This is a genomic window from Roseicella frigidaeris (assembly GCF_003258945.1).
In the GTDB taxonomy this organism is placed as follows: domain Bacteria; phylum Pseudomonadota; class Alphaproteobacteria; order Acetobacterales; family Acetobacteraceae; genus Paracraurococcus; species Paracraurococcus frigidaeris.
The window spans coordinates 122,159-134,636 of the sequence record NZ_QLIX01000009.1; the positions used below are offsets into that span (position 1 = coordinate 122,159).

Annotated in this window: 14 protein-coding genes; 9 read left to right on the plus strand and 5 right to left on the minus strand. The window is 73.4% G+C overall.

From position 1 onward, the window contains the following. The first annotated feature begins 204 nt into the window (after window positions 1-204). The 3 genes from DOO78_RS13955 (at window position 205) to DOO78_RS13965 (ending at window position 2,596) form a co-directional block, all read left to right on the plus strand. Complete coding sequence (locus DOO78_RS13955) at window positions 205-807, plus strand: hypothetical protein (protein ID WP_128080057.1); 603 nt, start codon at window positions 205-207, stop codon at window positions 805-807. Continuing rightward, window positions 804-1,217 carry a nucleoside diphosphate kinase regulator gene (gene rnk, locus DOO78_RS13960; RefSeq protein ID WP_111470437.1) on the plus strand — a complete coding sequence of 138 codons (414 nt, stop codon included), beginning with the start codon at window positions 804-806 and terminating at the stop codon, window positions 1,215-1,217. The genes DOO78_RS13955 and rnk overlap by 4 nt, the downstream gene beginning before the upstream one ends. A gap of 263 nt (window positions 1,218-1,480) precedes the next feature. After that, window positions 1,481-2,596, plus strand: a complete 1,116-nt coding sequence (locus DOO78_RS13965; RefSeq protein WP_111470439.1) for an Ldh family oxidoreductase — start codon at window positions 1,481-1,483, stop codon at window positions 2,594-2,596. Window positions 2,597-2,870: 274 nt separating this feature from the next. Here DOO78_RS13965 and DOO78_RS13970 read toward each other — a convergent pair whose 3' ends face one another. Further along, on the minus strand, window positions 2,871-3,443 hold the full coding sequence (locus tag DOO78_RS13970) for an HD domain-containing protein (protein WP_207802899.1): 573 nt from the start codon (window positions 3,441-3,443) through the stop codon (window positions 2,871-2,873). Continuing rightward, entirely contained in the window at window positions 3,440-3,841 is a 402-nt protein-coding gene (locus DOO78_RS13975; protein ID WP_207802900.1) for a nuclear transport factor 2 family protein, read from the minus strand. Before DOO78_RS13975 ends, DOO78_RS13970 begins: the two co-directional genes overlap by 4 nt. A 118-nt stretch (window positions 3,842-3,959) precedes the next feature. On the opposite strand from DOO78_RS13975, the gene DOO78_RS13980 reads away from it, so the two are divergent. The 5 genes from DOO78_RS13980 (at window position 3,960) to DOO78_RS14000 (ending at window position 9,155) form a co-directional block, all read left to right on the plus strand. Then, window positions 3,960-4,934: a Bug family tripartite tricarboxylate transporter substrate binding protein gene (locus DOO78_RS13980; protein ID WP_165838890.1), complete on the plus strand. Its 975-nt coding sequence runs from the start codon at window positions 3,960-3,962 to the stop codon at window positions 4,932-4,934. A 12-nt stretch (window positions 4,935-4,946) separates the two neighbouring features. Then, window positions 4,947-5,828, plus strand: coding sequence for an isocitrate lyase/PEP mutase family protein (locus tag DOO78_RS27875; RefSeq protein ID WP_111470445.1), 882 nt, complete (start codon window positions 4,947-4,949; stop codon window positions 5,826-5,828). Continuing rightward, entirely contained in the window at window positions 5,825-6,550 is a 726-nt protein-coding gene (locus DOO78_RS27880; protein WP_207802901.1) for a haloacid dehalogenase type II, read from the plus strand. The genes DOO78_RS27875 and DOO78_RS27880 overlap by 4 nt, the downstream gene beginning before the upstream one ends. Before the next feature lie 128 nt (window positions 6,551-6,678). Continuing rightward, the gene (locus DOO78_RS13995) at window positions 6,679-7,929 is read left to right on the plus strand and encodes a GTP cyclohydrolase II (RefSeq protein ID WP_111470447.1); all 1,251 of its coding nucleotides are present in this window, start codon (window positions 6,679-6,681) and stop codon (window positions 7,927-7,929) included. After that, window positions 7,926-9,155, plus strand: coding sequence for a DUF1688 family protein (locus DOO78_RS14000; RefSeq protein WP_111470449.1), 1,230 nt, complete (start codon window positions 7,926-7,928; stop codon window positions 9,153-9,155). Before DOO78_RS13995 ends, DOO78_RS14000 begins: the two co-directional genes overlap by 4 nt. Before the next feature lie 138 nt (window positions 9,156-9,293). Here the strand turns inward: DOO78_RS14000 and DOO78_RS14005 are convergent, their stop codons facing one another. After that, window positions 9,294-10,205, minus strand: coding sequence for a LysR family transcriptional regulator (locus tag DOO78_RS14005; RefSeq protein WP_111470451.1), 912 nt, complete (start codon window positions 10,203-10,205; stop codon window positions 9,294-9,296). 96 nt (window positions 10,206-10,301) lie between these two features. Between DOO78_RS14005 and DOO78_RS14010 the strand changes: the two genes are divergently transcribed. Then, window positions 10,302-10,868, plus strand: a complete 567-nt coding sequence (locus DOO78_RS14010) for a pyridoxamine 5'-phosphate oxidase family protein (protein ID WP_111470453.1) — start codon at window positions 10,302-10,304, stop codon at window positions 10,866-10,868. An 11-nt stretch (window positions 10,869-10,879) separates the two neighbouring features. On the opposite strand, the gene DOO78_RS14015 is transcribed toward DOO78_RS14010, so the two are convergent. Next, a complete protein-coding gene (locus DOO78_RS14015; RefSeq protein ID WP_111470455.1) occupies window positions 10,880-11,683 on the minus strand; it encodes an SDR family NAD(P)-dependent oxidoreductase in 804 nt (267 codons plus the stop codon). A gap of 70 nt (window positions 11,684-11,753) precedes the next feature. Continuing rightward, window positions 11,754-12,425: a glutathione S-transferase family protein gene (locus DOO78_RS14020; RefSeq protein ID WP_111470457.1), complete on the minus strand. Its 672-nt coding sequence runs from the start codon at window positions 12,423-12,425 to the stop codon at window positions 11,754-11,756. Window positions 12,426-12,478 lie beyond the last annotated feature (53 nt).

A 12,478-nucleotide genomic window follows, 5' to 3' on the forward strand; every position in this document is an offset into this window, starting at 1 on the left:
GCAATCTTTCCTCCATCATGTGGCTCAGCGCGACCTTCCGACGCCGCCTCGCTCACGCGGGATGTCTGCTCGCGGGCACTTAGCCCCGGGCCGTCAGCGGCGCTCGGCCGCCCGGTCGGACCCGGGGCATCCCCTTCCGGAAACCGCAGCCGCAGCCTGCCCGCCCCTCCCGGTGCGGCGGCGCGGCGCCTTGAGCGCCCCAGCATGTCCGCACGCCGCCACGACCCGCAGCCTCCTCCGCCTTCGCCCCCGGCCGGCTTCGCCCTGCCCGCCGGCACGCCCGTCCCCTCGGACGCCCCATCGGATGCCCCTTGGGACGAGCCCTGGGACGATTCCTGGGAGGGGCCCGATCCGGATGCCGTGCCGCTCCTCGCCTCCCACGACTATTCGCGCCTGAAGGCCCTGGCGCATCACCGGCTCGGGCTGGCGCATCCGGTCGGCCGGCTGCTCGCCGACAAGCTCGGCGCCTGCCGCGTGGTGCCGCCGGATGCCCTGCCGGGCTCGGTGGCGGCGCTGGGCACCCGGATCATCCTCGCCGTCCCCGGCCGCGCGGCGGAGTCCCGCGTCCTGGTGATGCCGGAAGACCATGTGGCCAGCGGCTGGACCCTGCCCGTCTCAGCCCCGCTCGGGGCCGCCCTGCTCGGCGCCTGCGCGGGCGCGTGGGTGGCGGTTCCGGCGCGCGACGGCGGGCGCCTGGCCGTGCATCTCCGCGTGGTGCATCGCCCGTCCGGCCTGCCGCGGCGGCCGGTGCCGCCCTGGCCCGGCCTCCGCCGGGCGGTGGCCGGCGGCGCGGGAGCCCGCGCATGACGATGGATGCAGCGGCCCGCCGCCCGCCCGTGGTGATGTCGGAGGCGGATCACGAGAAGCTCGTCGCGCTGACCGCCGTCATGACGCGGCGCAACCCGTTGCTGTCCCGCCTGCTGCTGGAGGAGACCGACCGCGCGGAGGTGGTCCCGGCCGCCGAGCTGCCCGCCGGCACCGTGGCGCTGAACTCGATGGTCGAGTTCCACGACACGGCGACGGGCGAGACACGGCAGGTGCGGATCGTGCTGCCGGGCGAGGCCGATATCGCCGCGGCGCGCGTCTCGATCCTCTCGCTGGTCGGCGCCGGCCTGATCGGCCTGTCCGAGGGGCAGGGCATCGAATGGCCGACCCAGGACGGGCGCCTCCGCCGCCTCACCGTCCGCCGCGTCGAGATGGCCAGGCCGGGCGCCTGAGACCGGGCGCGGGACGGTTTCACCGTCCTGCCCCACGTCTTCGCGGCGTCGTGCGAACAGCGCGCCTTCGCATCGTCGTGCGGATAGCGCGCCTTCGCGGTGTCATGCGGCGGGCACGAGCGGCGGGACGACCGCGACGCCGCGTCGCGCCGTCCGCCGCCGATTTCGCTCCTGGCCGGGCAGCCCTAAAATGGCCGGGAACGGAAGGCCGCTCCGGCCCGGCAGGCGCCCGGGCGCGGCGCCGGCCACAGGAGGAACGCAGCATGGCGAAGAACGTCACCACCGGCCGGCCGGTGCCGGCGGAGAGCATCCGGGCGCAGATCCACGCCATCCTCACCGCCTGGGGCATGCCGGAGGAGCATGCGGCCACCACCGCCGGGGTGATGGTCGAGACCGACCTGATGGGTGTCGACAGCCACGGCCTCTCGATGCTGATGACCTACGAGGAGGGCGTGCGCGCCGGCCGGCTGCAGATGCAGGCGCGGCCGCGCGTCGCCCGCGACACCGGGCCGACGGCGCTGCTCGATGCCGGGAATGGCCTCGGCCATCCCGTCTCGGCGCTCGCCATGGGCATGGCGGTGGACAAGGCGCTGCAATACGGCATCGGCGTGGTCGGGGTGGTGAACAGCCACCATTTCGGCGCCGCCGGCGCCTATGCCCGGATGGCGGCGGCGCGCGGCGTCATCGGCCTCGTCACCAGCTCGGCCCAGGGCATCACCATGGTGCCGACCCGCGCCGCCATGCCGGTGCTCGGCACCAACCCCCTCGCCTTCGCCGCGCCGGCCGGGCGCAACAAGCCCTTCGTGCTGGACATGGCGACGACCACCGTCGCCGCCGGCAAGGTGAAGGTGCACCACCTGAACGACGCCTCCCTGCCGCCGGGCTGGGTGGTGGACGGCACCGGGCAGACCGTCACCGACCCGCATGAGGGCAATGCCTATGTCTTCCAGCGCAAGGAGGGCGGCATCACCCCGCTCGGCGGCACGGAGAGCCAGGGCAGCGCCAAGGGCTACGGCCTCGCCATGATGGTGCACATCCTCGGCGGCGCGCTGACCGGCGCCGCCTTCTCGCCGATCCACAAGCGGACATGGACGCCGGACAAGCCGCAGAATATCGGCCATTTCTTCCTCGCCCTCGATCCGCGCGCCTTCCGCGAGGAGGGCGAGTTCGAGGCCGAGCTCGACAGCATCCTCGACGTGCTGCACGCGACGCCGCCGGCCGATCCGGCCGAGCCGGTGCTGGTGCCGGGCGAGCCGGAGGACGTCATGCGCGCCAGGCGCCTGGCCGAGGGCGTGCCGGTGCCGGACTCGCTCGATGCGCTGATCCGCGGCATCTGCGAGCGCAGCGGCGCGCCCTATCTGCTGCGGCCGAATGGATAGTGTTCCCCACGAAGCCGCTGCGCGCCGTCGCGGGGGCCCCGGATTCATCCCCACGAAGCCGCTGCGCGTCTTCGTGGGGGCCCCGGGATTCGCAGCAGGGGTGAGGCGCGTCACAGCCTGCCGCGACGAAGCCGCGGCAGGGCAACGGGCGGCGACGGTTTCGGCAGGCGGCCTGGAGCGTGATCGCCTGAGGCGGAATTACCGAAGGCGTGAATCACGCGATCAAACAAGGGCCAGGACCATGATCCGCGACGCTGTGTGAGCGGATCGTGGCCTACGACGCCAGGGGCCGCAGGCAGCGGGCGACGGCGGGCAGGAAATGCCCGACCGGCGGGGTGGCGAGGTCCTTCACCTTGGCCTGCTCGTCGAAGCGCCGCAGCCGCACGGCCTCCCGCGCGCCTGGCGCGGCGATGAAGGCCGCGGCCTCCGCCTCCGACATCGGGCCGCCCTGCAGGGCGAGGCTCAGCACCGAATCCGGCGCCAGCCGCGCCGCGTAATCCGCCTCGGTGGCGACGAGGTAGCGCTTGGCCGCGACATGCAGCCGCACCGGCTCCGTCACCTCCGGCCCGAACCAGGCGCGGAGAAAGGCGTCGCCGCGCTCCTCGTGCCGGTCGTCCACCCCCTCGGCCGCCGGGTCCGCGCCGAGGTCATGGACCAGATGGCCGATATCGTGCAGCAGGCTGGCGGCGACGAGCGCATCGTCGCAGCCCGCCTGCTCGGCGAGCCAGGCGGCCTGCAGCGCGTGCTGCCGCTGGTTGATCTCGGCCAGGCCGTAGCGGCCCTCCGCCCGCAGCGTCAGCAACCCGGCGATGTGCCGCAGCCGCGGATCGGCGGGCGGCGCGCTCATCCGCGCGTCTCGGCCCGGTAGACCTTGCTGACGATCTTCCAGCCCGCCGCCGTGCGGTTCAGCACCAGGTAGTCGGTGAAGTAGCGCGGCGGAATCTGGCAGGCGACCTTCACGAAGGCGGTCTCCGGCCCGCTGATGTCGAGCATCAGGATGCGGTCGTCGCGGGCGAGGCCCTTGCTGGCCGCGCTCTCGCGCTGCCGCACCGCCTCGAACCACTGCGCCCGCGGCACGTCCAGCACCTCGCCGTCCTTCTCGCAATAGAGATGGCTGACCGGGTGGAAGGCCGCGGCGAGCTTCTCGACATCGCCCTCGTAGAGCCCGTCGAAATAGGTCTGGATCACCGCCTCGATCTCGGCGACGGCGCTCGCCGCCATGGGGCGGCCGCTGGCATCCGGCATGGGCGCTCTCCTGTCTCTCCCGCGCCCATCCTGGCATGGTCGGCGGGGCCTTGCATCCCTGCCCTGCCGCCGGATACTCGCCCGGCCGGGCGCCGCGCCCGGGGGGAGAACGCCGTCCATGCCCATCGGCCGCCGCCGGCTGCTCGCCGCCTCGCTGGCCTCCGCCGCCATCCTGCCCGCGGCCGCGCCGGGTGCCGAGGCCTGGCCGGCGCGGCCCATCCGCCTCGTCGTCCCCTATGCGACGGGCGGCGGCACCGACCTGCTGGCCCGCGCCCTGGCCGAGGCGCTGCGCCCGTCCCTGCCGCAGCCCATCGTGGTGGAGAACCGCGCCGGCGGCGCCGGGGTGATCGGCTCCGAGATCGTCGCCCGCGCCGAGCCGGACGGCCACACGCTGATGGCCGTGGTCTCGACGCATGTCGCCAACCGCTACGTCCTCGCCTCCCTCCCCTATGACCCGGTGCGCGACTTCACCCCGGTGGCGCTGCTGAGCCGCAACACCATGGCGCTGGTGACCGGCGCCGCGCAGCCCCATGCCGACCTGCCGGCGATGATGGCCCAGGCCAGGCAGCATCCCGGCCGGATCGGCACCGGCAGCACTGAGAGCCTTTCCTCCTTCATCGGCCAGGAGCTGGCGCGGCGGGCGGGGGTGGAGATGCCGGACGTGCAGTACCGCTCCGGCGGCCAGCTGATGAACGACATCGTCGCCGGCCACCTGCCGGTCGGCTGGACTAGCACCGCGAGCGTCATGCCGCACATGCAGACCGGCCGGGTGCGCCCGCTCGCCGTCTCCACCGCGACGCGCACGCCCTTCTTCCCCGATGTGCCGACCGTGCAGGAGCAGGGCATCGCCGGGTTCGACCTCGCCGGCTGGGTCGGGCTCTACGGGCCCGCCGGCCTGCCCGGGGCGATCGTCCAGCGCCTGCAAGCCTCGCTCGAACGCGCCTTCGCCGATGCCACGCTGCAACAGCGCTTCACCATGATGGGGATCGAGCCCGATCTCCGCCCGGCCGCCGGGCTGGCCGCCATGGCGGAGCGCGAGGACCGTCTCTGGGCCGCGGCCGCCGCCGCCGGCCATATCAAGCGCGAGCAATAGGACCCCGCACACATGGCCGATCCCCGCCTGAAGGCCGCCTTCGCCGAGCGCCGCTTCGTCACCGCCCCCGGCATCTTCGACATGATCTCGGCCCGCATCGCCGACGCCATGGGCTTCGCCTGCCTCTACGTCACCGGCTTCGGCACCGTCGCCTCGCATCTCGGCCTGGCCGATGCCGGCATCGCCACCTACAGCGACATGGTGGCGCGCGTCGGCACCATGGCGCGCGGCTGCCGCACGCCGGTCATCGCCGATGCCGATACCGGCTATGGCGGGCTGCTCAACGTCCGCCACACGGTGATGGGCTACGAGGCGGCGGGCGTCTCCGGCATCCAGCTCGAAGACCAGGAGATGCCGAAGAAATGCGGCCACACGCCGGGCCGCCGCGTCATCCCGGCCGAGGAGATGGCGCTGAAGGTCCGGGTCGCCGCCGAGGCGCGCCGGGACCCGGATTTCCTCATCGTCGCCCGCACCGATGCGCGCACCACGCTCGGCCTCGAGGAGGCGATCCGCCGCGGCCGGATCTATGCGGAGGCCGGGGCCGACATCATCTTCGTCGAGAGCCCGGAGAGCGAGGCGGAGATGCAGGCGATCGGCCGCGCCATCGACCGGCCGCTGCTCGCCAACATGGTCGAGGGCGGCCGCACGCCGATCCTGCCGGCGGCGCGGCTGCAGGCGCTCGGCTACGCCATGGCGATCTATCCGGCGATCGGCTTCCTCGCCGCCGCGGCGGCGCTGGAGCGGGCCTATGCGCATCTGAAGGAGGCCGGCGACAGCACGGCGATCGGCGAGAGCTACGGCTTCGCCCGCATGACCGCGCTGATGGGCTTTCCCGAGGTCTGGGAATTCGAGCGGCGCTGGGCCGAGGCCGCGGCAACGGGAGACAAGGCATGAGCCGCTTCGACAGCGTGAAGGCGCTGGTCTTCGACGTCTTCGGCACGGTGGTGGACTGGCGCGAGGGCGTGGCGCGGGACGCCGCGCCGGTGCTGGCGAAGCTCGGCCGGCGGGACATCGACCCGCGCGCCTTCGCCGATGCCTGGCGCCGCCGCTACCAGCCGGCGATGGAGGCATGCCGCAGCGGCCGCCGCGCCTTCACCCGGCTCGACGTGCTGCACCGGGAGAACCTGGAGGGCGTGCTGCAGGACCATGGCATCGATCCGGCGACGCTCGGCGAGGCGGGGCTCGACGACCTCAACCGCGCCTGGCACCGGCTCGATCCCTGGCCGGAGGCGGTGGCGGGGCTGACCCGGCTGAAGCGGAAGTTCATCATCGCGCCGCTCTCCAACGGCAACATCGCGCTGATGACCAACATGGCCAAGCGCGCCGGCATCCCCTGGGACGCCATCCTCGGCGCCGAGGTGGCGCAGGCCTACAAGCCGCAGCCCGAGGCCTATCTGCGCACCGCCGAGATCCTCGGCATCGAGCCCGGCGAGCTCTGCCTGGTCGCCGCCCATAACGGCGACCTGAAGGCGGCGCGCGGCTGCGGCCTGGCCACCGCCTTCGTCCCCCGCCCGACCGAGCACGGGCCGGACCAGGCGACCGACCTGGCGCCGAGCGAGCCCTGGGATGCGGTGGCGCGGGATTTCCAGGACCTGGCGCAGACGCTCGGCTGCTGAGGTGGCGGCCAGGGGGGTGGCCTGGGTGGCGGCCCGCCGCCTCCCCCGCCGCTCCCCCCCTCGGCCAAAACCCTTGAAGCCCCGCAACCAAACGACGAAATTGCCCGATCGGAGCCGATCGGACGCGCATGAGCCTCAACCAGACCCGCCATATCCGCCTGACCTCGCATCCCGAGCCCCAGGCCCATCGCTGGCAGATCACCTGGGGGGCGGCGACGCCGGCGGCGCGCGGGCCGGTCATCGGCTCGGTCACCCGGCCGGGCGACCGCAACGTCATCGGCACCCATGGCGGCTCCTATTCCCTCTACCGGGCGCTGGCCGTCTCGGCCGGCGCGCTCTCGCCGCTGCAGCGGCCGGACCTCGCCAACACCCATCCGGTGACGGCCATCGGCCCCCATCCGCAATGGAGCGAGGCGGGGCGCATCGTCTCCCTCGACCCCTGGGGGCATGTGGTGGGCGAGGCCTTCGGGGAGGCCATCGGCGAGGGCATCGACATCCGCCCGACCATCGCCATCACCCGGGCGCGGCTGAACATGGCCGAGCTGAACGCCCTGCTGGCGACGGGCGCGCTGAAGCCGGATGGCCGCGTGCTGCATCCGGGCGGCGACGTCTCGGTCACCAAGGCGGCGATCGACCCGGTCTGGTGGCTGCCCGGCATCGCCGAGCGCTTCGGCACCGCCGAGCACGACCTGCGCCGCGTCCTCTTCGAGCAGACCGGGGGGATGTATCCCGAGCTGGTGACGCGGCCCGACCTCTCGGTCTTCCTGCCGCCCATCGGCGGCATCAGCGTCTACATCTTCGGCGACCCGGCGCATCTGGCGGACCGGCGGGTGCCGCTGACCTGCCGCGTGCATGACGAGTGCAACGGCTCCGACGTCTTCGGCTCCGACATCTGCACCTGCCGCCCCTATCTCATCCACGGCATCGAGGAGAGCCTGCGCGCGGCGCAGGAGGGCGGGGTCGGCCTCGTCGTCTACAACCGCAAGGAAGGCAGGGCGCTCGGCGAGGTCACGAAATTCCTCGTCTACAACGCCCGCAAGCGGCAGCAGGGCGGCGACCAGGCCGCCACCTATTTCGAGCGCACGGAATGCGTCGCCGGGGTGCAGGATGCGCGCTTCCAGCAGCTCATGCCGGATGTGCTGCACTGGCTCGGCATCACCCGCATCCACCGCCTCGTCTCCATGTCCAACATGAAGCACGACGCCATGGTCGAGCAGGGCATCGAGATCGGCGAGCGGGTACCGATCCCGCCCGACCGCATCCCGCCCGATGCCTCGGTCGAGATCGAGGCCAAGAAGGCGGCCGGCTACTACGCGCCGGAGGTGCCGGACGAGGCCGCCCTGAAGCGCACCATCGGCCGCGCCCTGGGGGAGATGTGACGCCGGCGCAGGCGGCCGCCGCGGCGCTGCTGACGCCGGAGGCGGTGCGCGAACGCGCCGCCGAGCTGTATGCGCTCGGCCTGGAGGATGGGCTGCAGGCCTGGCATCTGCGGCCGGAGCGCCTCGATGCGGCGGCCGATCTGGTGGCGGCGGTGGTGCGGGACCGCTATCCCGACCTGCGGGTGCCGCCGCACACCCGCTGGCGGCACCTGCTGCCGGACGGGCTCAGCACCCTCGCCCTGATCGCCGCGCGGCTCGACCAGGATCCGGCGGCGCTGCTGCGGGCGCGGATGGACCTCATCACCCTCTCCGTCCTGCTCGATGCCGGCGCGGGGATGGGCTGGCGCTACATCGACCTCGAGACGGGCCACTGCCACACGCGCTCCGAGGGCCTCGCCATGGCGAGCCTCGCCATGTTCGCCCGCGGCGACTTCGCCGATGACGGCCATTCCCTGCGGGCCGACGCGGCCCGGCTCGCCGGCATGACGGAGGAGGCGCTGGGCCGCGGCTTCCAGGCCGGGCCGGACAACCCGCTGGCCGGGCTGGAGGGCCGGGCGGCGCTGCTCCGCCGCCTCGGCGAGACCATGGCGGCGGCGCCCGCGGTGTTCGGCCAGGTCTATCCGCCGCGGCCGAGCGGGCTGATCGACGGGCTCACCGCGGAGATCGCCGAGGGCGCCCTCCCGGCGCGCGCGATCCTCATCGCCCTGCTGCGGCATCTCGGCCCGATCTGGCCCGGGCGCGCGGTGCTGGAGGGCGTCGAGCTCGGCGATTGCTGGCGGCATCCGGGCATCCGCCGGGCCGATGCGACCAATGGCCTCATCCCCTTCCACAAGCTCTCGCAATGGCTGGCCTATTCCCTGATCGAGACGCTGGAGGACAGCGGCATCCGGGTCACCGGCCTCGAGGCGCTGACCGGCCTGGCGGAATACCGCAATGGCGGGCTTTTCCTCGATATGGGGGTGATCGAGCCGCGCGATCCGGCGCTGCTCGAGGCCGAGCATGCGCCGGGCGATGTCGCCATCGTCGAATGGCGGGCGCTGACCGTCGCGCTGCTCGATGCCATCGCGCCGCGGGTGCGGGCGCGGCTCGGGCTGGACGAGGCGGCCTTCCCGCTGGTCCGCGTGCTGGAGGGCGGCACCTGGTGGGCCGGCCGCCGCCTCGCCCGCGAGCGGCGCGCCGATGGCGGCCCGCCCTTGCGCATCGTCAGCGACGGCACGGTCTTCTAGTATTCCCCACGACGTCGCTGCGCGCCGTCGCGGGGGCCCCGGGATTCGCTTCTGACCCTTGGTCCGTCACGGCCTGCCGCGGCCAAGCCGCGGCGGGCAACGGGGGGCGACGGTATCGAGGCGTGCCGCGATGCTGCCTCAGCGCTCCGATCGCAGCACCGGCAGGGCGGCGAGGCGGGGGGCGGCGAAGTCGAGGAAGGCGCGCACCCGCGCCGGCAGCAGCCGCGCCGAGGGGAATACCAGCGAGACCGGCAGCACCGGCGGCTCGACCGCGCGCAGCAGCCGCACCAGCGCGCCGGATGCGAGTTCCGCCTCCATCTGATAGGAGAGCGCGCTCAGGATGCCATGGCCCGCCACCGCCGCGGCGACCGCGGCCCGCGCCTCGTTCACCGCGAAGCGCCCGGGCAGGCGCAACGTCACCGCCTCCCCGCCCTGCCCGCGGAAGCGCCATTCCGCCGGCGTCGCGCGGCTGTGGAAGAGGATGACGTCATGCGCCGCGAGATCCTCGGGCCGCGCCGGCACGCCGCGCCGCGCCAGGTAGTCCGGGCTCGCCACGACCAGCCGCCGCACGCTGCCGACCCGCCGCGCCATCAGCCCGCCCTCGGTGAGGGCGCCGATGCGCAGCGCGACATCGATCCCCTCCTCCAGCAGGTCGAGAGTGCGGTCGCTGAGCTGCAGCGCCGCCGTCACCGCCGGCTGCTCGCCGAGGAAGGCGGTGACGACCGGCGCCACGTGCAGCCGGCCGAAGACCAGCGGCGCGGTGAGGCGCAGGCGGCCACGCGGCGCCGCCGCCTCGCCGGCCGCCGCCGAGACCGCCTCGGCATAGTCGGCCAGCAGCCGCCGGGCCCGGTCCGCCAGCTGGCGCCCCGCCTCGGTCGGCGCCAGGCGGCGGGTGCTGCGCTCGAGCAGCCGGACGCCGAGCCGCTCCTCCAGCCCTGCCAGCATGCGCGACATGGCGGGCGGCGAGTGGCCATGCCGCCGCCCCGCGGCGGCCAGGCTGCCCGCCTCGATCGCCGCCAGGAAGAGGCGCAGTTCCTCCAGCCGGTCCATTCTTCCGCCACCTGGAATGCTGACTTGCGATCAGGCCGTATTCCTGGGCGTCGATGCAATGCCCATCCTTGCCGGCGACGCAGCAGGAGGACGGATATGGGCCGGCACTACGCACGCATCGCCTTCACGCCCGCCGTGCGGGCCGAGCAGCAGCGGATCGGCTCGCTGGCGCATTACGCCCGGATGGCCGAGGCGGGCCGCGAGGACGATGCCCTCACCGGCGCGGAGGCGGGCTTCATCGCGGCGCGCGACAGCCTCACCATGGCGAGCGTCTCGGAGACCGGCTGGCCCTATCTGCAGCACCGCGGCGGGCCGCCCGGCTTCGTCAGGGTGCTGGATGCGCGGCACATCGCCTTCGCCGAGCTCGGCGGCAACCGGCAGCACGTCTCGCGCGGCAACCTCGCGGGGAATGACCGGGTGGCGCTGTTCTTCATGGATTATCCGAACCGGCGGCGCCTGAAGCTGCTCGGCCATGCGCGGGTCGTCGAGGACGAGCCGGCGCTGCTGGCCCGGCTCGCGCCGCCCGGCGAGGCGGGGCAGGCCGAGGTGGGGCGGGCCGAGGCGGCGATCGTGATCGAGGTCGCGGGCTTCGAGTGGAACTGCCCGCAGCACATCACGCCGCGCTACACCGCCGCGGAATGGGCCGCGCTGGCGCAGGGCTGACCGCGCCGCGCCTATACGGGCCCGGCCGAGGTCAGCCCGCCATCCACGACGATCTCGGTCGCGGTGACGTATTTCGCCTCCTCGCTGGCGAGGAAGAGCACCGCATGCGCGATGTCCCAGCCCGTGCCCATATGCCCGATCGGCACGCTGGCATGGCGCTTGGCGATCAGCGCCTCGGCATCGTTGGCGCCGAGCTGGCGGACCAGCCGGTGCTCGACCAGCGGCGTGTGCATCAGCCCCGGCACCACGGTGTTGCAGCGGATGCCCTTCTTCGCATAGCCGAGCGCGACGGATTTCGAGAAGGCGATGATGCCGGCCTTGCTCGCCGAATAGGCGCTGTGCACGCGCGCCGTCGACATGCGCAGCCCGGCGACGGAGGAGATGTTCACCACCACGCCGCTGCCTTGCCGCTCCATCACCGGCAGCACGTATTTGCAGCCGAGGAAGGCGGTCTTGAGGTTCGTGTCGATCTGCCGGTCCCAGACCTCCTCCGGCATGTCGGCCGGCCCGCCGGGATGCGAGCCGCCGACATTGTTCACCAGCACGTCGATGCGGCCGAAGCGGTCGAGGCAGGCGGCGACCGCGGCCTCCACCTCCTCGGCCGCGAGCATGTCGCAGCGATGCGCGACGGCGTCGCCGCCCTCGCCCAGGATGATGTCGCGCGTCTCCGCCGCCGCCGCCTCGTTGACGTCGATGCCGAAGAGCCGCGCCCCGGCGCGCGCCAGCACCACCGCCGTCGCCTTGCCGTTGCCCCAGCCCGGCCCGACCGAGCCCGCGCCCGTGACCAGCGCCACCTTGCCGTCCAGCCTGAACACGGCGTCCTCCCTGCCTGCTTGATGCCGGACTATCCGGGGCACCGGCGGGCGCCGCAAGGCCCGCCGGGGATCAGGCCGCGGTGTGGCGGAACATGAACCTGCGCGCCTCCTCGTCCATCTCGGTCTTGAAGGCGTGCCGATCCTTGATCGCCGCCGCGCGCTGCGCCGCCGGGCGGGCGCTGATCGCCTCGAAATGCCGCCGCACATGCGGCAGCGCGGCCCAGCCCGCCTCGCCGAGGACGAAGGGCGCGGCGCGCTCCCAGCCCCAGGCCGCCATGTCGACGATGGAATAGGCATCGCCGACCAGCCAGTCGCGCCCGGCCAGACGGTCGTTCAGGATGCCCCAATGGCGCTTCGCCTCGAACGCGTAGCGCGTCACGGCATAGTCGTTGCCCGGCGGCGCGAAATGCCGGAAGTGCACGCATTGGCCGGAATAGGGGCCGATGCCGGTGGCGATGAACATCAGCCAGGACAGCGTCTCCCCGGCATGCGCGCCCTCGGGCAGGAATTGCCCGGTCTTCTCGGCGAGATAGAGCAGGATGGCGTTGGAATCGAAGACCGGCACGCCGTCATCGACGATGGCGGGCGCCTTGGAGTTCGGGTTGATGGCGACGTAGTCGGGCGCGAATTGCTCGCCCTTGCGCGTGTCGAGCGGCACGGCCTCGTAGGGCAGGCCGCTCTCCTCGAGGAAGAGCGCGACCTTCATCGGGTTCGGCGCGGTGTTGTAGTAGAATTGCAGCACGAGGCCCTCCTCGGTCGGTGGCCGCGGATGGGAGCGCAGATGGCGCGCCGCCG